Below are 21704 nucleotides of genomic sequence, written 5' to 3' on the forward strand. Positions count from 1 at the left end.
ATCTTTTTGATTTATCGTTTTATTTGCGATTTTTTACTCTGACTGTCGAGGCATATCTCTATGACTAAAAAAACGATAAATCCTGAAACGGTATTTAATTCTGTTCAATATGGTTTCAGTCAGGCAGTGATTAAAACAGGAACCCGACATCTGTTTTTGTCTGGTCAGGTAGGAATTAATAAAGATGAGGAAACAATTCCGGGAGGATTGCCTGCCCAAACTAAACTTGCGTTAGAAAATTTACACTCAGTGATCCGAGAGGCTGGTGGTGAATTAAGCGATATTACAATGTTGCGTATCTATATCAAGCAGGGAGCTGAATCGCATGAGAATCAGTTGATCATATCATCTTTATTACAGCAGTATTTTCCTTCAGAGCCTCCCGCTTCTTCTTGGGTCATTGTAACAGGGTTATCTTTACCTGAATGGCTAATAGAAATTGAAGCTGAAGCCATTTTAGATTAATGCAAAGATTTTCCATAACACACGAAGTGTTGTGGAAATGTTTTTATTTGGTTAACTTACGTTGTCTTATGAGTTAATTAAATTAATATTTTTAAAATGGTGTCTCTAAAGAGCGACAATGGTTGTTTTTGCTGTCTCAAAATGGAGACACTTAATATTATGATTTAATTAATTAAATTAATTTAAATCATGAAGTGTCATAAATTAGCGACAGAAATATATATCCCGCATCAAAAAAACATATAACAAAGTATAAATATTAAAGTGTTTTTTATTTTTATATAATAAAATCAATTAATTAATAAGTTTTTCAAAAGTTGGCACGCAATGTGCATAATAAAAGGCAGTTGCTCATTCAATTTTTTATGTCGGCCCACAAAATAGGGTGGAAAAATGCCACATAAGCCCGGAATGACGCCAAAGTAAGGTGCCTACCGTCCAATTTATGATATTCGCTTTCGGGCCTTATCAAGCAACGGGCGACACGTGGAGTGAGGCACCACCTATATTTTTATAGGCTCCTCGCTGGCGGGATAGTAGAAAAAATACTATCCCGCCGTCATTATTGCTGATTCATTTTGCCCATCGTGTTGATATATCCGCCTGCATTATTCTTGTTCTTGCCAGCCCATTTGTTATAACCCATTATTTGAGACTATTTTTTTCTAAAACTATTTTTTCTGAAAAACGGCGATAAAATCCATCATCTGGCTGGCTTTCTACCACCTTATATCGGTTAGCATCAACGTAATTGCAGGTTTTAAGATGATTTCTCTGAAAAAAAGGCGTTTATTTCCCCGATCATTGCGTCAATTAGTTGTAATGGCTTTCTGGCTGGTGTTATTACCGCTATTAGTTCTGGCATATCAGGCATATCAAAGCCTAGACCAACTGAGTACTCAGGCGGCAGAAATTAACCGCACAACCTTATCTGATGCCCGACGCAGTGAAGCTATGATTGGTGTCGCCCTCGAAATGGAACGTAGCTATCGCCAGTATTGTGTTCTGGGGGATGTCCGGCTGGAAAAACTCTATCAACGCCAATATCAGCAGTACACAACGATGCTGAATAATCAGATGGCGATGCTGGCCAATAAAGAGTATAAGGATAAGTTTAATCAGCTCCTGTCCGGGTTGAATAAGATTACTTGTCGCAACAGTGTGCCAGAGGCTGCCGCAGCTAAATTACTTGAACAATTCTCAAATGCGAATAATCAGTTAGTACAGGAAACACGCAATATCATCTTTATCCGTGGTGAGCAATTACAAAAAGAAATTGCGGATAAGGGACAGTTTTTTGGCTGGCAAAGTTTAATCTTATTTCTGTTAAGTGCGTTTTTAATTGCCCTGTTTACACGAATGATTATTGGACCGGTCAAAGGCATTGAGCGCATGATTAATCGGTTAGGTGCAGGGCAGGCACTTGAAAACAAAATTGAATCCTTCAAGGGCCCCAGAGAGTTACGCTCACTAGCATTGCGGATTATTTGGCTAAGTGAACGCCTGTCCTGGCTTGAATCTCAGCGCCACGAATTTTTACGCCATATCTCCCACGAACTGAAAACGCCTCTCGCCAGTATGCGTGAAGGGACGGAATTGTTGGCGGATGAAATTGCCGGGCCGTTGACTACAGATCAAAAAGAAGTGGTCACCATTCTGGACAGTAGCAGTAAACATTTACAGCAACTTATCGAACAATTACTCGAATATAATCGTAAAATTGTCGATGCCCCTGCCGAACAACAGGTTGTGTCGTTAAAAGAGATAATTGACAGCGTTGTCTTGTCACATCAATTACCTGCGCGGACAAAAAATATTCATACAGAAATTCAATTGGATACTGATGATTGTTGGGCTGAACCTAAATTATTAATGAGAGTTATTGATAATCTCTACTCCAATGCAGTGCACTATGGCGCTGAATCCGGTAACATTTGGATTTCCGGTCGGCAAGTGGATAAAAATATTCAGATCGATATTGCCAATACGGGAACACCTATCCCTGAGTTAGAGAAAAGCATGATTTTCGAACCATTTTATCAAGGAAAACTTCAACGCAAAGGTGCGGTCAAAGGAAGTGGTCTTGGTTTGAGTATTGCGCAGGATTGTATTAAACGGATGGGGGGAGAACTTCATCTGATAGAATCCGACTTTGCTGATGTATGTTTCCGGATTGAACTGCCGTTAACCGCAGAGAATGATTAAATAATATGCACAACAGGTTTACTCACCACTTTATGATGAAGACGGAGCAGCAGAATATTGTGACTCGGACAGTGAAAAAAAAAGCGGTAATGCCGCATTTATCTGAACGGGCTGTGTCCCGGTGTTTCCGTACTATGATGTTACTGTTTGTTCCCTATTTACTGACAGGGTGTGTTTCAAATTCCGCTTCTGGTGAGTTGACAAAAATTTCTGAAGCCATTATGCCGGAGCAGCGTGTCATCGATTATCACCCCAAAGCGTGTGATGTGATATGGAATATCACAAAAACAGCTGCAATGGAAAATAGCCTTTACTGGCTAAGACTGATCGACTGCACAGAGAAACTGTCTCCAACGGAAGCCCGTGACAAGGTCAAGCAGTTCATGGCAGATGATTGGTCACAGGTTTTCAAACAGAGTATTCTTATCAACCACTCGATACCTTCAGTTGCTGAACGGCGCAGTATCATAGAAAACCTGAATCGATATAGCACACAATTTCCGCCTTCGTTGCAGCCATTATTACAACTATGGCGTGACCAACAATATTTAAAAATTAGTCTGGCAGAGCAAAAAACAAAATATCAGCGATTACAATCAGATAGTGATAACAAAATTGATCGGCTGAAAGAGGCACGAACTCGGCTGGAATATGAATTACATTCAATATCCCGTAAGTTAGAAAATCTGACCGATATTGAACGTCAGCTTTCATCCCGCAAGCAAAGCCAGAATGGCTCTTCGGCGTCAGTTGAAACAGAACACCCTGTTGATGAAAGCGGTAATAAAATCAACGAATCCCACCCGGAAAGAAAATCGGAAACAAAGACAGAAGATAATTTTTCAGAAGAAAAAGGAGCTGAAGTACAATGACCGCACGCAATCCTGCTCATCTCCTTCTGGTTGATGATGATCCAAGCTTGCTGAAATTATTGGGAATGCGTCTGATCAGTGAGGGATTTCGTGTCACGACAGTGGAAAGTGGGCATGAAGCATTACGCATCCTATTAAAAGAAAAAGTAGATTTGGTCATCAGTGACTTACGCATGGATGAGATGGATGGCATGGCCTTATTTGCTGAAATTCAAAAACAGCATCCGGGTATGCCGGTGATTATTCTCACTGCTCATGGTTCTATTCCCGATGCTGTTGCCGCAACACAGCAGGGCGTATTTAGTTTTCTGACTAAACCTGTTGATCGTGATGCACTTTATAAAGCCATTGATGATGCTCTGGAATTATCAACACCTGCCATAGATGGTAAATGGAGTGAGCAAATTGTCACCCGCAGCCCTCTGATGCTACGTTTGCTGGAGCAGGCAAAAATGGTGGCACAGTCTGATGTCAGCGTTTTGATTAACGGACACAGCGGAACCGGTAAAGAAGTGTTGGCTCAGGCTATTCATCGTGCAAGCCCCCGGGCAAAGAAACCCTTTATTGCGATTAACTGTGGTGCCTTACCTGAACAACTGCTGGAATCTGAACTGTTCGGCCATGCGAAAGGCGCATTTACCGGAGCAGTCAGTAGCCGGGAAGGGCTTTTTCTGGCGGCTCAGGGAGGAACGCTGTTTCTTGATGAAATCGGCGATATGCCACTGGCGCTTCAGGTTAAGCTATTGAGGGTATTACAGGAGCGTAAGATCCGCCCTCTGGGGAGTAATCGTGATTTAGATATTGATGTCAGGATTATTTCGGCAACTCACCGTGATTTGCCAAAGGCGATGCAGCGCAATGAATTCCGCGAAGATCTCTATTATCGATTGAATGTGGTCAACCTGAAAATCCCTACCCTGAATGAACGTGCCGAAGATATTCCTTTACTGGCAAACCATTTGCTGCGGGAATCAGCTAAACGCCATAAGCCTTTTGTGCGCAGTTTCTCCACCAATGCGATGAAATGTCTGATGGCAGCAAGCTGGCCGGGGAATGTTCGCCAGTTGGTCAATGTTATTGAACAATGCGTGGCCCTGACAACTGCCCCGGTGATCAGTGATGCCTTAGTCATGCAGGCATTGGAAGGTGAAAACACGGCATTACCGACATTTGTCGAGGCGCGTAGCCAGTTTGAACTGAATTACTTACGTAAATTACTACAAATGACTAAAGGTAATGTCACTCACGCCGCCCGTGTAGCAGGGCGTAACCGAACAGAATTTTATAAATTATTGGCTCGCCATGAACTGGATGCCAATGATTTTAAGGAATAACCTTCCTGTAATTTAAATCCCATAAATAATTGAAACGTTTTTAAAGCCGTATTGAACTGTCTGAACCAGACAGAGAAGTGAATAATGGCCCAGGAGAGCCGCATTCTATGAGTCGTACTCTTAATATTGCCCTTGCCCAATTAAACTGGCTGGTAGGGGATATCGAAGGCAACAGCGAGCGTATGTTGCATACAGTACAGGAACAGCAGGAAAAAGGCGCTGATCTCGTCATGTTCTCTGAATTATCACTGTCGGGCTATTTCCCAGAGGATCTACTGTTCCGTTCTGATTTCCATCAGCGTTGCCGCGAACAGTTAGTACGCTTACAAGAGGCAAGCTCTCAGGTTGGTATTTTAGTTGGTCACCCGTGGCAACAGGACGGAAAAATATACAACGCACTTTCGCTGTTCTGGAAAGGTGAAACCGTTGCGCGTTATTTCAAGCAACAACTGCCTAATTATGGCGTTTTTGATGAAGAACGCTATTTCGATGCGGGCGAGCGAAATTGTGTTATACCCTTTAAAGGGTATAACTTGGGTTTGTTGATTTGTGAAGACCTATGGTTTGATGCTCCGGTTGATGCTTTGAAACAGGCCGGAGCCGATATTATCCTATCAATGAATGCTTCTCCTTATAATCACGAAAAACCAAATATCCGCAGTGCGCTTATCAAATCACACTGCCAGCGTATCCATTTGCCAATCATCTATCTGAATCAGGTTGGCGGACAGGATCAACTGATTTTTGATGGTTGTTCAAAAGTCTTTGATATGAATGGTGAAATCACACACCGCATGGCAGCTTTTGAAGAGCAGGTCGAGCAGTGTCGTTTGAGTGATATGACAATTGAGCCGATGGCAAATCCTATCCCTCCATTGCCGCCACTGGGGCAAATTTATAAAGCCTTAGTTCTTTCTGTGCGGGATTATGTACAGAAAAATGGTTTTAAAGGTGCGTTACTTGGATTATCCGGAGGAATTGATTCCGGCCTGACACTGGCGATCGCGGTGGATGCTTTGGGTAAAGAGCATGTACAGGCGGTGATGATGCCATTCCGCTATACCTCTGAAATGAGTATTCATGATGCCAGAGAACAGGCTGAATTGCTCGGTGTTGAATTTGATATTGTCTCTATCGAACCAATGTTTGACGCATTTATGGCGCAGTTGGAGCCGATGTTTGCCGGTACAGAAAAAGACACGACAGAAGAAAACTTACAGGCTCGTTGCCGGGCTGTCATTCTGATGGCAATGTCAAACAAGCGCCGCCGTCTGGTACTGACAACCAGTAACAAAAGTGAATCAGCGGTAGGCTATTCCACTTTATATGGCGATATGGCTGGTGGCTTCAACGCTTTGAAAGATGTGCCAAAAACTATGGTATTTGCATTGTCCACATATCGTAATACATTATCTCCTGCTATTCCTCAGCGTGTTATCGATCGTCCGCCATCTGCGGAACTGGCTCCCGATCAGCTCGATCAGGACAGCCTGCCTCCGTATGACATGCTGGATGCTATCCTTGAGGGATATGTAGAAAAAGATAAATCCGTGGCTGATCTGGTAGCAGAAGGTTTTGACGAAACGATTGTCCGTAAGGTGATCCGGTTGGTGGACATCAATGAGTATAAACGTCGTCAGGCTCCGATTGGCCCGCGTATTACACAGCGTGATTTTGGTAAAGACAGGCGCTATCCGATTACGTCTGGTTTCGGGCGTAAGAACTGGTAATAACAGGAATACTTCATGAAAAAGATTGATGCAATTATCAAACCTTTCAAGCTCGATGATGTGCGTGAAGCTCTGGCTGAAGTCGGTATCACAGGTATGACGGTAACAGAAGTGAAGGGATTTGGCCGCCAGAAAGGACATACCGAACTGTATCGTGGTGCAGAATATATGGTGGATTTTCTGCCCAAAGTCAAAATAGAGATTATCGTACCGGATGATATTGTTGATACCTGTGTCGATACTATTATGCAGACTGCCCAAACCGGTAAGATTGGTGATGGCAAGATTTTTGTGTTCGATGTTGCTCGTGTTGTACGTATTCGTACTGGTGAACAGGACGAAGAAGCAATTTAATCTCTAAGAGTCTCATTCCCCGCCATGAGGGCGGGGTTCCAGATGACGATGCTGATTTAAATGACTTTATGCGGGCCAAAACATTCGTAATGGATATGTTGTTCATGGATGTCCATTTTCAGAAGCTGAGCGGCGATATATTGCATGAAAGCGACCGGCCCACAGAGATAAAACTGCATTCCTTCTACATTTATTTCATCTTTTACCGAAGTCAGCTCCATTAACCCTGTCTGTTGGTAATCTGCGCCGTAATTATCTTCATTTCTGGGTTCGCGATACCAGACCTGATAATTGATATTAGGCATGGATTCGGCAATCGCCTTTACTTTTTCTGAGAAGGCATGATAACCACCATGTTCTGCTGCGTGAAACCAATTGACGGTACTAGGATGTTGTTGTTTATGCAGATATTGCAGCATACTCATCATCGGAGTCAGGCCGACACCGGCAGAGATCAGCGTAACAGGAGTATCAGGCTGGATATCAAGGAAGAAATCGCCTCGCGGTGCGGACAGTAATACAGTATCCCCTTCCTGTACTTTATCGTGCATATAGCTGGATACCCTACCATGAGATTCCCTTTTAATGGCGATTTGATAGTGAGTTTCATTTGGTGCGGCAGTTAATGAATACTGACGAATTTCACGATGCTCAAAAGCAGGATCTTCCAGATAAATACTCAAGTATTGCCCCGGTTTATAATCTAAGACTTTACCTCCATCGACAGGCACAAATTCAAAACTGGTAATAATATCGCTTTGCGGTTGTTTCCGGCTGACACGAAACTGACGCAGACCACGCCATCCTCCCGCCGAAAGTTCACCACTCTGATAAATTTCTTCTTCACGATTGATAAAAACACCGGCTAATACGTCGTAGGCTTTTCCCCAGGCATCCAGCACTTCTTCTGCCGGATGAAACATTTCATCAATTGTTGCTAATAGATGAGTTCCCACAATTTGGTAGTGTTCCGGCTGAATATTCAGGCTTGCATGTTTGTGAGCAATCTTTTCTACCGCCGGTAACAGAGCAGATAAGTTATCGATATTAGCCGCATAAGCACACAGGGCATTGAAAAGAGCCTGACGCTGATCACCGTTACTCTGGTGGCTCATATTAAAGATATTCTGTAATTCAGGGTTATGACTGAACATGCGTTCATAAAAATGAGCAGTTAATTTTGGCCCGGTAGAAACAATCAGCGGAATAGTGGATTTTATAGTTGCGATAGTTTGACTGTCTAACATCATGATCTCCTGAATTTTTAAATCATGCTCAATTGATAAGTTGCATTTTAAATGCAACTTATTATTCAGTGAAAGAGCTTAAAGTAAAAAGCAGAAATTATTTTGACTTAAATCAAAATCGCAGGATTTGTGAAACAACAATATTTGACAGGAATCACAAAGATCAATGATAAATCCCGGACGGATAAAAAACATTATGGGCTATAGGGCGGTAGGTCTTAAAGCAATCGTTTGCGTAAAATGTCCTGTCAAGACTATCTCATTTGATAAAAAGAGTTTACACTGTGTCACATTCTGGCCCTCAGGGGTATTTTTCAAAGATGTAGCTGAGTCAGGAGAACCAAATGCTAAAGCGTGAAATGAATATTGCGAATTATGATCCCGAACTGTGGCAGGCGATGGAGCAGGAGGTTCGTCGTCAGGAAGAACACATTGAACTGATTGCTTCTGAAAACTACACCAGTCCAAGAGTTATGCAGGCTCAAGGCTCTCAGCTGACTAATAAGTATGCGGAAGGTTATCCGGGTAAACGCTACTATGGTGGCTGTGAGTACGTTGATATAGTTGAACAACTGGCAATTGACAGAGCAAAAGAGCTGTTTGGCGCAGATTATGCTAATGTCCAGCCGCATTCAGGTTCTCAGGCGAATATGGCGGTATATATGACGCTGTTGCAACCCGGTGACACTGTTTTAGGGATGAATCTGGCACACGGTGGGCACCTGACTCACGGTTCTCCGGTCAACTTCTCTGGGAAACTTTATAATGTTGTTCCCTATGGTATTGATGAAAATGGAAAAATTGATTACGACGATATCCGTAATCAGGCACTGAAACATCAGCCTAAAATGATCATCGGTGGCTTCTCTGCCTACTCTGGAGTGGTTGACTGGGCAAAAATGCGTGAAATTGCTGATGAAATCGGTGCATACCTTTTTGTTGATATGGCTCACGTTGCCGGCCTGATTGCCGCAGGTGTTTATCCAAACCCGGTTCCTCATGCTCATGTTGTGACAACGACAACCCACAAAACACTGGCAGGCCCACGCGGTGGTCTGATTCTGGCAAAAGGTGGGGATGAAGAGCTGTATAAAAAACTGAACTCTGCTGTTTTCCCTGGTGGTCAGGGTGGCCCGTTGATGCATGTTATTGCAGGTAAAGCGGTTGCGCTGAAAGAAGCCATGGAACCGGAATTCAAAACGTATCAGCAACAAGTCGCTAAGAATGCGAAAGTCATGGTAGATGTGTTTTTACAGCGTGGTTACAACATTGTTTCCGGCAGCACTGAAAACCATTTGTTCCTGTTGGATCTGGTGGATAAAGATATTACGGGTAAAGAAGCTGATGCAGCATTAGGTCGTGCCAACATTACCGTCAATAAAAACAGCGTACCTAATGATCCTCGTAGCCCATTTGTCACTTCTGGTATTCGTATTGGTACCCCGGCAATTACCCGTCGTGGTTTCAAAGAAGCAGAAACCAGTGAACTGGCTGGCTGGATATGTGATGTGCTGGATAACATCAATGATGAAACGGTGATTGAAAGCGTTAAACAGAAAGTATTGGCAATCTGCGCAAAATATCCGGTCTACGCATAACTTAGAATAATTATTGAGTATAAATACTGAATAAATAGTTAATAAGCCCGTCTCATTAGTTTTGAGCGGGTTTTTTTGCATTAAACTTTTGCATTAAACACGGGGGCAAAGGATGGTTGTTCCATCAACATTTTGGCTGGGATTAGGCTATTTCACCTATTTCTTTTCTTTTGGGATCTTTTTACCATTCTGGTCAGTCTGGTTACAGGGAGAAGGCATTACTCCTTCCATGATTGGCATAATATTAGGCATTGGTTTGGTTTCCCGTTTTGTTGGCAGTCTCATTATTTCTCCTACCGTTAAAGATCCTGCCAAATTAATTACAGCGTTAAGATTATTATCTTTTCTGGCTTTGATCTTTGCGGTCAGTTTTTCTTTTGGCAGCCACTGGGCTTGGATTTGCCTTGTAATGATAGGGTTTAACCTGTTTTTTTCGCCGTTAGTCCCTTTATCAGATGCTTTAGCGGGTACATGGCAAAAGCAGTTTACTTTTGATTATGGCAAAGTGCGTGTGTGGGGATCGATTGCCTTTATTATCAGTTCTTCTTTAACCGGTATATTACTCTCTTCCTCCGGTATTGAGTTTGGATCAAATGTCAGTATTTCCTTTGATAAACTCAATGACTGGATTGGTGGTAATTTATTTGGTCATCACCAGATTATCCTTGCTTCTCTGATTATCAGTGTTGCCATTATGCTGTCAGGTATGATGCTGAAACCGTCTATTATGCCTGCGGGTAAAATCAAGGTAGAAAACGCCAATACAATATCATTCAAAAAGTTATTATCCGAAAAATCAGTGTGGCAGTTTTTATTATGTGTCACGCTATTACAGGCCGCTCATGCTGGTTATTACAGCTTTGGTTCCATTTATTGGGAAAAAGCCGGTTATTCTTCATCAACTATCGGTTATCTCTGGTCACTGGGTGTAGTAGCTGAAGTTGTTATTTTTACCTTCAGCAAACAGCTATTCCGCCGCTGGAGCGCTCGCAGTCTTCTGCTACTTTCTGCTATTTGTGGGGTGATTCGCTGGGGATTAATGGGAGCATTCACGGAACTACCCGTGCTGATTATTATTCAAATCCTGCACTGTGGGACTTTCACTGTCTGCCATTTAGCGGCGATGCGTTTTATCGGTGCCAGAAAAGAAAATGAAGTGATTCGCTTACAGTCAGTCTACTCTGCGTTAGCAATGGGAGGCGGCATCGCTGTTATGAGTGCGGTAGGCGGTTTCCTGTATGAACATATGGGTGGCGGTATTTACTGGGTGATGGCACTGGTCGCATTACCGGCGATTTTCTTACGGCCTAAAGCTGAAGGTCAAATTCATTCGGTGTGAAATTAAATTATAAATAAGAAACAATAAATTAATAAAAACTAAGTAAAAAGGGCACCTATCGTTTTGGTGCCCTGTAAATAACATTGCTCAGATAATTATTTTTTAATTAACGTTTCAGTGCTTCAGTCAATTCTTCACGCATTTCAGACAGCATATCTTTAACAATACGTGGGCTGCCTGCAACGATATTACCGGAACTGATGTAGTTGTGACCACCAACGAAGTCAGTCACGATACAGCCGGATTCACGTACCAGCAGTTCACCACCCATGAAATCCCATGGTTTCAGGCCAATCTCGAAATAACCATCAACACGGCCGGCAGCAACATAAGCCATATCCAGTGCTGCGGAACCGGTGCGACGGAAATCTGCGCAGCGTTCAAATAATTTACCCAATACGTTCATATAAGGGATAGCGTGTTGTTTAGCTTTGAATGGGAAACCGGTAGCAATGATAGTGCCATCCAGATCACGGGCGTTCGCACCACGCAGGCGATAGCCATTCAGCTGTGCACCCTGACCGCGGGTAGCAGTGAACAGTTCGTTACGCATGGGATCGTAAACCACAGCAACTTCGGTGCGGCCTTTGATGCGCACAGCAATGGAAACAGCGAAATGAGGGAGACGTTTGATAAAGTTGGTGGTGCCATCCAGTGGATCGATTACCCATTGGACATCGCTATCTTCACCTAAGTGTTCACCAGTTTCTTCAGTGATAATAGTATGCTTAGGGTAGGACTTGCGGATAATGTCAATAATCATGCTTTCTGCATCACGATCAACGTTAGTGACAAAATCGTTACTGCCTTTTTGGCTTGCTTCAACAGCGTCAGGAGTTTCATAGCTTTTGGCAATGTGGTTGCCGGCCTTACGAGCAGCGCGTATAGCGATATTTAGCATCGGATGCATGGGGTATCTTCCACCAGAATTTTAAAGAACGGGAAACAAATCGGCGCGCAGTATAGCAGTAGTTCGTCAAAATGACTAATGCTGTGTTAAGATATTCGGCTCTTATACTGAAATTAAAAGCCGTCATGTTAGAGAACATCCGCATTATCCTGGTAGAAACTTCCCACACGGGCAACATGGGTTCAACTGCCAGAGCTATGAAAACCATGGGGTTAACCAATCTGTATCTGGTCAATCCGCTTGTTTTGCCTGATTCTCATGCAATCGCACTTTCCGCAGGTGCCAGTGATGTCATTGGTAATGCAACGATTGTGGATTCGCTGGATGAAGCACTGTCCGGGTGTGAATTGGTTATCGGAACCAGTGCCCGTTCCCGTACACTTTCCTGGCCAATGGTGGAACCGCGGGAGTGTGGTGAACGCTGTGTCAGCGCTGTTCAGAACTCACCGGTAGCTATCGTTTTCGGTCGTGAACGTGTGGGTCTGACTAACGAAGAACTCCAGAAGTGTCACTACCATCTTTATATTCCTACTAACCCGGAATATGGTTCGCTGAATCTGGCTATGGCTGTTCAGTTGGTCAGTTATGAGATCCGAATGGCGTATCTTGCTCTTACTGCTCAGGAAAAACAGGAAAAAGCGGATGCGACAGAGCATGAAGCGGAATACCCGCCTGTTGAAGATATGGAGCGTTTTTACCAGCATCTTGAACAGGTATTAAGTCATTCCGGCTTTATTCGCAAAGCGCACCCTGGGCAAATAATGAACAGATTACGGCGTCTTTATACCCGTGCCCGTCCGGAAACTCAGGAGTTAAATATCCTGCGTGGCATTCTGACTTCTATGGAAAAATGGGCTAATAAATCGTCTGAATCCGGTCGGAAATAGGATCAGAAATGGGGCTTGTGAGCGGTAACAGGATGAAAGACAACTAAATAATAGTTGAGTAAATTACTAGGTTAAATAGTTGACTAAAACGCTCAGGAATGCCACAATTTGACCCATATTTCACCATGGAGTTTTTGTTATGAGACTGACATCAAAAGGACGTTATGCGGTAACTGCCATGTTAGATGTGGCATTGCATTCACAAGAAGGGCCGGTGCCACTAGCTGACATATCTGAACGTCAGGGAATTTCCCTTTCCTATCTTGAGCAGTTGTTTTCTCGCCTACGTAAGAATGGTCTGGTTTCTAGCGTCCGTGGTCCGGGTGGCGGTTATCTGCTGGGCAGAGATGCCGGTAAGATTTTCGTTGCCGAAGTAATTTCTGCTGTTGATGAATCCGTAGATGCAACTCGCTGTCAGGGCAGGGAAGGCTGTCAGGGTGGTGATCGCTGTCTGACTCATACATTATGGCGTGATCTTAGCGAGCGCATTACGAGCTTCCTGAACAGCATCAGTTTAGAAGAATTAGTGAACAACCAAGAAGTTTTAGACGTTGCTGATCGTCAAGACAGCGATAAGCGCCGTACAGCTAATGGCCGGGTTCAAGAAATGATTAACGTTAACCTGCGTGCTTAAATTAGTGGTAAATAAGCGGCAAACAAATGTATTAAAAGTGTCTTACGGAGCATGTGAGCAATGAAATTACCCATTTATTTGGACTATTCAGCAACAACGCCGGTTGACCCTCGTGTTGCTGAAAAGATGATGAATTATCTGACTATGGACGGGGTTTTCGGTAACCCTGCTTCCCGGTCACACCGTTTTGGCTGGCAGGCTGAAGAAGCGGTTGATATTGCGCGTAACCAGATTGCTGATCTTATCGGTGCCGACCCGCGTGAAATCGTCTTTACTTCAGGTGCAACAGAGTCAGATAACCTCGGTATTAAGGGTGCAGCGAAATTCTATCAGAAAAAAGGCAAGCACATTATTACCAGTAAAACTGAACATAAAGCTGTTTTGGATACTTGTCGTCAGTTGGAGCGTGAAGGTTTTGAAGTGACTTACCTTTCACCAATGAGCAACGGCATGATCGATCTGAAAGAGCTGGAAGCCACAATGCGTGACGATACGATTCTGGTTTCTATCATGCACGTCAACAACGAAATTGGTATTGTTCAGGACATCGTGACCATCGGTGATATGTGCCGCAGTCGTGGCATCATTTTCCACGTTGATGCGACTCAGAGTGTCGGAAAACTGCCTATTGACCTCAGCAAACTGAAAGTTGACCTGATGTCTTTCTCGGCTCATAAGATTTATGGCCCGATGGGTATCGGCGGTCTGTATGTTCGTCGCAAACCTCGTATCCGTATTGAAGCACAGCAGCACGGCGGCGGTCATGAACGTGGTATGCGTTCCGGTACACTGCCTGTTCACCAGATCGTCGGCATGGGCGAAGCCTACCGCATTGCAAAAGAAGAACTGCAAGCCGAGTCAGAACGTCTGCGTGGTTTACGTCTGCGTTTATGGAACGGTATCAAAGATATTGAAGAAGTTTACCTGAACGGTGATTTGGAACTGGGTGCGCCACACATTCTGAATGTCAGCTTCAATTATGTTGAAGGTGAATCATTGATGATGTCACTGAAAGACTTAGCGGTTTCTTCCGGTTCAGCATGTACTTCTGCGAGCCTGGAGCCTTCCTATGTTCTGCGCGCACTGGGCATGAATGATGAGCTGGCACACAGTTCTATTCGTTTCTCTTTGGGGCGTTTTACCACAGAAGAAGAAATAGACTATGCAATCAAGTTGATTCATAACGCGATTGGTCATCTGCGTGATCTTTCTCCATTGTGGGAAATGTTCAAGCAGGGAGTGGATCTCAGCACCATCGAATGGTCTCATCATTAATCAGACAGTTTCAGGAGTAACGACATGGCTTACAGCGAAAAAGTAATTGATCACTACGAGAATCCACGCAATGTAGGGTCATTTGATAGTGAAGATCCTTCAGTGGGTAGTGGAATGGTTGGTGCGCCGGCTTGTGGTGACGTCATGAGACTGCAAATTAAAGTCAGCGATGACGGTATTATCGAAGACGCACGTTTTAAAACTTATGGCTGCGGCTCCGCGATTGCATCCAGTTCTCTGGTAACAGAGTGGATGAAAGGAAAATCACTGGATCAGGCAGAAGCAATCAAAAACACTGAGATTGCCGATGAACTGGAGCTGCCACCAGTGAAAATTCACTGTTCTATTCTGGCAGAAGATGCAATTAAAGCTGCGATTGCAGATTATAAGAGCAAGCGTCAGGCCAAATAATTCTTCTAAATATACCCTATGGATTTCGAGTTGTATCGAGGCGGCAAGAGAATGAATCCCTAGGAGCATAGATGACTATGTGACTGGGGTGAATGAGTGTAGCCAACAAAGAGACAACTTGAAATACGACGGGTAAATATAATTCTGGTGGATATTGTTTTAATATCCACCTTTACTGATTTTGAAGATGGCAGCTTTGAAGGTGATAGCTTCAAAGATAATAGTATTCAAAATTAATAGTTTTAAAAGTGAGGTGTTGTATGTCAATTTCCCTGACAGAAAGTGCAGCCCAGCGTGTTTTGGCTTTCCTTGATAATCGTGGAAAAGGTGTTGGTCTGCGTCTGGGAGTGAGAACTTCCGGCTGTTCTGGTATGGCATATGTACTTGAATTTGCTGATACAGTTAATGATGAAGATCAGATTTTTGAAGATAAGGGCGTGAAAGTTATCGTTGACGGTAAAAGCATTGTTTACCTTGATGGAACTGAGTTGGATTTTGTCAAAGAAGGCCTGAATGAAGGCTTTAAATTCAACAACCCCAATGTTTCCGGCGAATGCGGCTGTGGGGAAAGTTTTAACGTTTAACCCCCGTATTTTGCGAAACCAAGAGTAACTTATGGACTACTTTACTTTATTCGGGTTGCCTGCGCGTTATGCAATCGATCGCCAACAATTAGCGACCCGCTATCAGGAGTTACAGCGTCAGTTTCATCCTGATCGTTTTGCCAACCAGCCAGAGCGTGAAAAAACGCTGGCACTTCAACAGGCTGCAACCATTAATGATGGTTACCAGACTCTGAAACACCCCCTGAAACGTGCAGAATATATGCTATCTCAGCAAGGGTTTAACTTATCCAGTGAACAGCACACGATGCAGGATACGGCTTTCCTGATGCAACAGTTAGAGTTGCGTGAAGAGCTTGATGTTATTGAGCATAGTGCCGAGCCGGATGCTGCATTGGCTGGTTTTTCATCTCGCCTGAATAAAATGATTAAAACTCGTAGTGAGCAGATGGAACAGCAGCTGGATGCAGAACAGTGGTCAATTGCAGCCGATACTGTCCGTAAGTTACGCTTTCTGGATAAATTGCAACAGCAGGTCGAACAGCTGGAAGAGCGGCTGTTGGATGATTTTTAGCTGAATCGCGTTTTAGTGAACAATGCGGGGCTGATTTAGTATATCCGAGAAATTTCAAGTTATATCGAGGCCAATGACAAAGAGGCAGCTTGAAAGACGGGTATAATTGGTTTTTATAGGGGCACACATGGCTTTATTACAAATCAGTGAACCTGGTTTATCTGCCGCACCACACCAGCGTCGTCTGGCTGCGGGGATTGATCTTGGTACAACACACTCCCTGGTTGCGACAGTCCGCAGTGGTCAGGCTGAGACCTTAGCAGATAGTGAAAACCGTCACTTGCTTCCTTCAGTTGTACAATATTGCAAAGATGAAATTCAGATCGGCTGGCAGGCCCGTCAACAGGCGGCTTTTGATCCTGTTAATACGATAAGCTCTGTCAAACGTATGATGGGGCGCTCTCTGGCTGATATTCAGCAGCGTTACCCGAATCTTCCTTATCAATTTCAGGCCAGTGAAAATGGGTTGCCGTTAATTAATACAGCGGCAGGTTTGGTTGACCCTATTCAGGTTTCTTCTGACATATTGAAATCGTTGGCTCAACGGGCAGAAGAAACACTGGATGGTAAACTTGATGGTGTTGTTATCACCGTTCCCGCTTATTTTGATGACGCTCAGCGTCAGGGCACGAAAGATGCTGCTCGCTTAGCAGGTTTGCATGTCCTTCGCCTCCTGAATGAACCTACTGCGGCTGCGATTGCCTACGGGCTTGATTCTGGTCAGGAAGGTGTGATTGCTGTTTATGATCTGGGCGGCGGAACATTTGACGTTTCTATCCTGCGTTTGAGCCGTGGTGTTTTTGAAGTATTAGCAACGGGCGGTGATACTGCGCTGGGTGGTGATGACTTTGACCATCTGCTGGCAGACTGGATCCGTGAGCAGGCCGGGATTACTGATACTGACCACGGGTTACAGCGTCAATTACTGGATGTTGCGACACAAACTAAAATTGCATTGAGCGATGAAGATTCAGTCTCAATTAATTTTGCTGACTGGCAGGGCAATATTACCCGCACAGAATTCAATGAATTAATTACGACACTGGTTAAACGGACTTTATTGGCTTGCCGTCGGGCATTGAAAGATGCTGGTGTGACCGCTGACGAAGTATTGCAGGTCGTGATGGTGGGAGGCTCAACAAGAGTTCCGCTGGTGCGCAGCATGGTAGGCGAATTTTTTGATCGTGAACCGCTGACCTCAATCGATCCGGACAAAGTTGTTGCGGTTGGTGCGGCAATACAGGCGGATATTCTGGCAGGTAACAAGCCAGATAGCGAAATGTTGTTGCTGGATGTTATTCCGCTGTCACTGGGCCTTGAAACTATGGGTGGGCTGGTTGAAAAGGTTATTCCGCGCAACACCACTATTCCTGTCGCAAGAGCTCAGGAATTTACGACTTTCAAAGACGGACAGAGTGCAATGAGCATCCACGTTGTTCAGGGTGAACGCGAGTTGGTGACAGATTGTCGTTCTCTGGCTCGTTTCACGCTGCGGGGAATCCCTCCGTTGCCGGCAGGTGGCGCACATATTCGCGTGACTTTCCAGGTTGATGCTGATGGTTTACTGAGTGTCAGTGCACTGGAGAAATCAACGGGTGTTGAAGCTTCTATTCAGGTGAAACCTTCTTACGGTCTGTCTGATGAAGAAATCGCCCGAATGATCAAAGATTCAATGAGTAATGCGCAGGAAGATATTCAGGCGCGTAAATTGGCTGAGCAAAAAGTAGAAGCAGCCCGTGTGCTGGAAAGCTTAACCGGTGCGCTGGAAAAAGACGCTGATTTACTCAGTCAGGAAGAACATACTGCAATTGATGCTGCCGTACAAGTATTAATTGAAAGTGCTCAGGGAACGTCTCCTGAAGCGATCGAAAGTGCAATTAAACAATTGGACAAGCAAACGCAGGAATTTGCTGCGCGTCGCATGGACACATCGATCCGCCGGGCTTTGGCGGGCCATTCTGTGGATGAAATTTAATTATGCCTAAAATTGTATTTTTACCTCATAACGAACTTTGCCCTGAAGGTGCAGTATTGGACGCTAAAGAAGGCGAATCAATTCTGGATGTTGCACTGCGAAACGGTATTGAAATTGAACATGCCTGTGAAAAATCCTGCGCATGTACCACTTGTCACTGTATCGTCAGAGAAGGGTTTGACTCATTGGAAGAAAGTGAGGAACTGGAAGATGACATGCTGGATAAAGCGTGGGGACTGGAGCCGGAAAGTCGCTTGAGCTGTCAGGCTAAAGTTGCTGATGAGGATTTGGTTGTTGAAATTCCTAAATACACGATCAACCACGCGCGTGAGCACTGAGTTTAAAATAAAGTTATACACAATGGATTTCAAGATGCGTTGCGGCGGTAAAGGAGTGAATCCCCAGGAGCATAGATAACTATGTGACTGGGGTGAGCGAGCGCAGCCAACAAAGAGGCAACTTGAAAGACGAAGTGTATAAGGAGAACAAAAAATGAAATGGTCTGACAGCCGTGAAATAGGCGAAGCACTTTATGATAAGTTCCCGGATTTAGATCCTAAGACAGTGCGTTTCACCGACATGCATCAATGGATTTGCGAACTGGATGGTTTTGATGACAACCCGGAAAAATCCAACGAAAAAGTATTAGAAGCCATTTTATTGGTTTGGTTAGATGAGTTTGAATAACAGAGATCAAGCTTACACGTCATGTTACGCAAACAAATAATGCGAAAAACAGTGCTGACTCACCAATTTTTGTCCAATGACTTGGCATAGTCTGTATTTAATGAAAAACTGGCATCCGCCAGTTTTTTTACATTTATGGCTCGAATAATGATCCTAATACAGTAAAAATAAGAAGAGAGAAAGATAATGACCAAAAACGCTATACCGGCGCAAATCATGCCGATAACTCTGTCTTATGAGCCAGCTAAAGCATGCTGGGGTGAAAAGGCGCTAATTAGCTCAAATGATCAGGGAATGATGATCCATATGTCAGGCGAGAAATCTGACATAAACAGTGAACTGGCGTTGATCCAGCGTGCCGGACGTAAAATTAATGGGCAAGGTATCTATAATGTTGCTTTGGCTGGTGAAGGCTGGGATCTGGAAAAAAGCTGGGCATTTTGGCTCGGTTTCCGGGCACCAAAAGGACTGCGCACTATTGAATGGCCGCAACTGAATGCCGAAGAAAAGCAGGAGCTCGAACATCGAATTAAATTCATCGACTGGGTGCGTGATACCGTCAACCTGCCTGCCGAAGAACTAGGGCCAGAGCAGCTTGCTCAGCGTGTTATCGATTTAATTAACAATGTAGCGCCAGATGCTATCAGTTATCGCATCATAAAAGGTGATGCGTTATATGAGCAGGGCTATGTTGGTGTCCATACTGTTGGTCGTGGTTCTTCCCGTGTTCCTGTTTTTCTGGAGCTGGATTTCAACCCAACAACAAACAAAAATGAACCCGTATTTGCCTGCTTAGTCGGAAAAGGTATTACTTTCGATTCAGGCGGATATAGCCTGAAGCCATCTAACTCGATGAGCGCCATGAAATCTGATATGGGTGGTTCAGCAACTCTGTCAGGTGCGCTGGCACTGGCAATCAGCCGTGGTCTGAAACAGCGTGTAAAACTGTTCCTGTGCATTGCTGATAATATGGTCAGCGGGAATGCATTCAAACTGGGTGATATCATTCGCTATCGTAACGGTAAAACCGTTGAAGTCATGAATACTGATGCAGAAGGCCGTCTGGTACTGGCTGACGGTTTGATTGATGCCAGTGCAGAAAATGCCCCTTTGATCATTGATGCAGCGACATTGACGGGTGCTGCAAAAATGGCAGTGGGTAACGATTACCACTCTGTTTTCAGTTTTGATGATCAACTGGCGGCGGATTTATTGGTTGCAGCGGATACAGAGCATGAACAATTCTGGCGTCTGCCATTGGCTGAATTCCACCGCAATCAGCTGCCATCCAACTTTGCTGATTTGAATAACATTGCTGCACCTTCTCACACGGCTGGCGCAAGTACTGCCGCTGCTTTCCTGTCTCATTTTGTCGAGAATTACAAAAAAGGCTGGGTACATATCGATTGTTCAGCAACCTATCGTTCATCTGCGGTTGAACAATGGTCGGCAGGTGCAACAGGTTATGGTGTTCGCACCATCGCCAACTTACTGCTGACAAAAGTAAAATAAGTGCATAGGAAGGAAAATGTAATGAATCAGGACATTGTGCTACCCGACTTTGACATCACGGATTCTGACGAAAATGATCCACATGCGCGTGAACGGGTCAGTGAATTACTCGATCAATGGAATATCAGGCAGACAGGCGAGCAGGGTAACCAGCCTCTGGATATTTATATCCGGGATAGCGATGGGGAAGTGATTGGCGGTTTGGTCGGACGAACGTCACTTGGCATGCTTTTCATCAACTATCTTTACCTCCCTGATGAACTCAGAAGTCAGAGACTGGGCAGTGTGTTACTCAGAAAAGCTGAGGAAAAAGCCCGCCAGCGTGGTTGTCATGCTGTGACGTTGTACACGATGTCCATTCAGGCACCTGAATTTTACCTCAAACACGGATACACGGCTTTTGGTGAAGTCGCCTGTAAACCGGCGGGAAATGCCAGAATATTTATGTATAAACTGTTGTGATATCTGAATACTTCTGCTTTCCTGTTTTCTGGCCTCCTCATATGGGGAGGCTATGATTTAGCGCTTTTTATTGGGTATAACTCTGCCTTTAACATCTGTATCAACATATATACTGTTCGGAGATTTTCATGAGCTTGTCAAACGAAGCCGTTGCCACTGAAATTGAGGTTCCGAGTGGAAGTCGTATTACTCTCAGCCAACTAGAAGAACAACCAGTCCAGCTTATTGAAGCCCTGATTAATTTATTTAAGCAGCATAAACCCGTACGCCGTGCTTTTCTGGTGATGGCACACGATAAAGAGCAGGACGAAAACCCTAATCTGTTAATTGGTCTGGAGCTGAGTGGGATACAAGCAGACGGTGACATTAATATACTGATCCAGACTGCTGGAGAGGCAGCTTGTGAACACCTGAATGAAGATGAATCAGTGGATTTTTGCCTGCTTGATGAAAAAGATGGCGGGATAAGCCACTACCTGATTCAACATACTCAGCCTTTCTACCAACGGAAACTGGGCAGTTGGCTGAGGGAGACTATTCCTGTACTCAATCAATAAATATTACTTAACACAGGGATATACACTTCGTCTTTCAAGTTGCCTCTTTGTTGGCTACGCTCACTCACCCCAGTCACATAGTTATCTATGCTCCCGGGGATGAGTTCCCTTGC

At 44.3% G+C, this 21704-nt stretch carries 22 protein-coding genes; 20 read left to right on the top strand and 2 right to left on the bottom strand.

Annotated elements, in window-relative coordinates; translation table 11 throughout:
* Positions 1–60: 60 nt before the first annotated feature.
* The 6 genes from Xsto_RS14415 (at position 61) to glnB (ending at position 6960) form a co-directional block, all read left to right on the top strand.
* Positions 61–465, top strand: a complete 405-nt coding sequence (locus Xsto_RS14415) for a RidA family protein (protein ID WP_099125470.1) — start codon at positions 61–63, stop codon at positions 463–465.
* Positions 466–1230: 765 nt separating this feature from the next.
* Positions 1231–2670: a sensor histidine kinase gene (locus tag Xsto_RS14420; RefSeq protein WP_169926653.1), complete on the top strand. Its 1440-nt coding sequence runs from the start codon at positions 1231–1233 to the stop codon at positions 2668–2670.
* 32 nt (positions 2671–2702) lie between these two features.
* Positions 2703–3542 (top strand): two-component system QseEF-associated lipoprotein QseG, encoded by an 840-nt coding sequence (gene qseG, locus Xsto_RS14425; protein ID WP_099110612.1) that lies wholly within the window; start codon positions 2703–2705, stop codon positions 3540–3542.
* A complete protein-coding gene (gene glrR, locus Xsto_RS14430) occupies positions 3539–4876 on the top strand; it encodes a two-component system response regulator GlrR (RefSeq protein ID WP_099110611.1) in 1338 nt (445 codons plus the stop codon). Before qseG ends, glrR begins: the two co-directional genes overlap by 4 nt.
* Positions 4877–4983: 107 nt before the next feature.
* Positions 4984–6606 (top strand): NAD+ synthase, encoded by a 1623-nt coding sequence (locus Xsto_RS14435; protein WP_099125472.1) that lies wholly within the window; start codon positions 4984–4986, stop codon positions 6604–6606.
* A gap of 15 nt (positions 6607–6621) precedes the next feature.
* Positions 6622–6960: a nitrogen regulatory protein P-II gene (gene glnB / locus Xsto_RS14440; protein ID WP_086956068.1), complete on the top strand. Its 339-nt coding sequence runs from the start codon at positions 6622–6624 to the stop codon at positions 6958–6960.
* A 56-nt stretch (positions 6961–7016) separates the two neighbouring features.
* Here glnB and hmpA read toward each other — a convergent pair whose 3' ends face one another.
* A complete protein-coding gene (gene hmpA / locus Xsto_RS14445) occupies positions 7017–8264 on the bottom strand; it encodes an NO-inducible flavohemoprotein (protein WP_422646200.1) in 1248 nt (415 codons plus the stop codon).
* 287 nt (positions 8265–8551) lie between these two features.
* Here hmpA and glyA point away from each other — a divergent pair, with 287 nt between their 5' ends.
* Positions 8552–9805 (top strand): serine hydroxymethyltransferase, encoded by a 1254-nt coding sequence (gene glyA / locus Xsto_RS14455; RefSeq protein ID WP_099110605.1) that lies wholly within the window; start codon positions 8552–8554, stop codon positions 9803–9805.
* Positions 9806–9917: 112 nt separating this feature from the next.
* A complete protein-coding gene (locus Xsto_RS14460) occupies positions 9918–11144 on the top strand; it encodes a 3-phenylpropionate MFS transporter (protein ID WP_099125474.1) in 1227 nt (408 codons plus the stop codon).
* 106 nt (positions 11145–11250) lie between these two features.
* Here the strand turns inward: Xsto_RS14460 and suhB are convergent, their stop codons facing one another.
* Positions 11251–12054: an inositol-1-monophosphatase gene (suhB, locus tag Xsto_RS14465; RefSeq protein WP_099110602.1), complete on the bottom strand. Its 804-nt coding sequence runs from the start codon at positions 12052–12054 to the stop codon at positions 11251–11253.
* 125 nt (positions 12055–12179) lie between these two features.
* Here suhB and trmJ point away from each other — a divergent pair, with 125 nt between their 5' ends.
* The 12 genes from trmJ to Xsto_RS14530 all read left to right on the top strand — a co-directional run bounded on the left by trmJ (position 12180) and on the right by Xsto_RS14530 (position 21591).
* The gene (gene trmJ / locus Xsto_RS14470) at positions 12180–12941 is read left to right on the top strand and encodes a tRNA (cytosine(32)/uridine(32)-2'-O)-methyltransferase TrmJ (RefSeq protein ID WP_099110654.1); all 762 of its coding nucleotides are present in this window, start codon (positions 12180–12182) and stop codon (positions 12939–12941) included.
* A gap of 139 nt (positions 12942–13080) precedes the next feature.
* Positions 13081–13575, top strand: a complete 495-nt coding sequence (gene iscR / locus Xsto_RS14475; RefSeq protein WP_099121872.1) for a Fe-S cluster assembly transcriptional regulator IscR — start codon at positions 13081–13083, stop codon at positions 13573–13575.
* A gap of 60 nt (positions 13576–13635) precedes the next feature.
* Positions 13636–14850 carry an IscS subfamily cysteine desulfurase gene (locus tag Xsto_RS14480; protein ID WP_099110599.1) on the top strand — a complete coding sequence of 405 codons (1215 nt, stop codon included), beginning with the start codon at positions 13636–13638 and terminating at the stop codon, positions 14848–14850.
* A gap of 24 nt (positions 14851–14874) precedes the next feature.
* Positions 14875–15261: a Fe-S cluster assembly scaffold IscU gene (iscU, locus tag Xsto_RS14485; RefSeq protein WP_099110598.1), complete on the top strand. Its 387-nt coding sequence runs from the start codon at positions 14875–14877 to the stop codon at positions 15259–15261.
* A gap of 260 nt (positions 15262–15521) precedes the next feature.
* Positions 15522–15845 carry an iron-sulfur cluster assembly protein IscA gene (gene iscA / locus Xsto_RS14490; RefSeq protein ID WP_099110596.1) on the top strand — a complete coding sequence of 108 codons (324 nt, stop codon included), beginning with the start codon at positions 15522–15524 and terminating at the stop codon, positions 15843–15845.
* A 31-nt stretch (positions 15846–15876) separates the two neighbouring features.
* A complete protein-coding gene (gene hscB / locus Xsto_RS14495; protein ID WP_099125475.1) occupies positions 15877–16398 on the top strand; it encodes a co-chaperone HscB in 522 nt (173 codons plus the stop codon).
* 127 nt (positions 16399–16525) lie between these two features.
* On the top strand, positions 16526–18373 hold the full coding sequence (gene hscA / locus Xsto_RS14500) for a Fe-S protein assembly chaperone HscA (RefSeq protein WP_099125476.1): 1848 nt from the start codon (positions 16526–16528) through the stop codon (positions 18371–18373).
* A 2-nt stretch (positions 18374–18375) separates the two neighbouring features.
* The gene (gene fdx, locus Xsto_RS14505) at positions 18376–18711 is read left to right on the top strand and encodes an ISC system 2Fe-2S type ferredoxin (protein WP_099110592.1); all 336 of its coding nucleotides are present in this window, start codon (positions 18376–18378) and stop codon (positions 18709–18711) included.
* Between the two features lie 154 nt (positions 18712–18865).
* Entirely contained in the window at positions 18866–19060 is a 195-nt protein-coding gene (iscX, locus tag Xsto_RS14515; protein WP_099125477.1) for a Fe-S cluster assembly protein IscX, read from the top strand.
* A gap of 186 nt (positions 19061–19246) precedes the next feature.
* Complete coding sequence (gene pepB / locus Xsto_RS14520; RefSeq protein ID WP_099125478.1) at positions 19247–20572, top strand: aminopeptidase PepB; 1326 nt, start codon at positions 19247–19249, stop codon at positions 20570–20572.
* Positions 20573–20593: 21 nt separating this feature from the next.
* The gene (locus tag Xsto_RS14525; RefSeq protein WP_099110588.1) at positions 20594–21034 is read left to right on the top strand and encodes a GNAT family N-acetyltransferase; all 441 of its coding nucleotides are present in this window, start codon (positions 20594–20596) and stop codon (positions 21032–21034) included.
* Positions 21035–21162: 128 nt separating this feature from the next.
* Entirely contained in the window at positions 21163–21591 is a 429-nt protein-coding gene (locus Xsto_RS14530) for an enhanced serine sensitivity protein SseB C-terminal domain-containing protein (RefSeq protein ID WP_099125479.1), read from the top strand.
* Positions 21592–21704 lie beyond the last annotated feature (113 nt).

Source organism: Xenorhabdus stockiae (genome assembly GCF_002632825.1).
Lineage (GTDB): Bacteria > Pseudomonadota > Gammaproteobacteria > Enterobacterales > Enterobacteriaceae > Xenorhabdus > Xenorhabdus stockiae.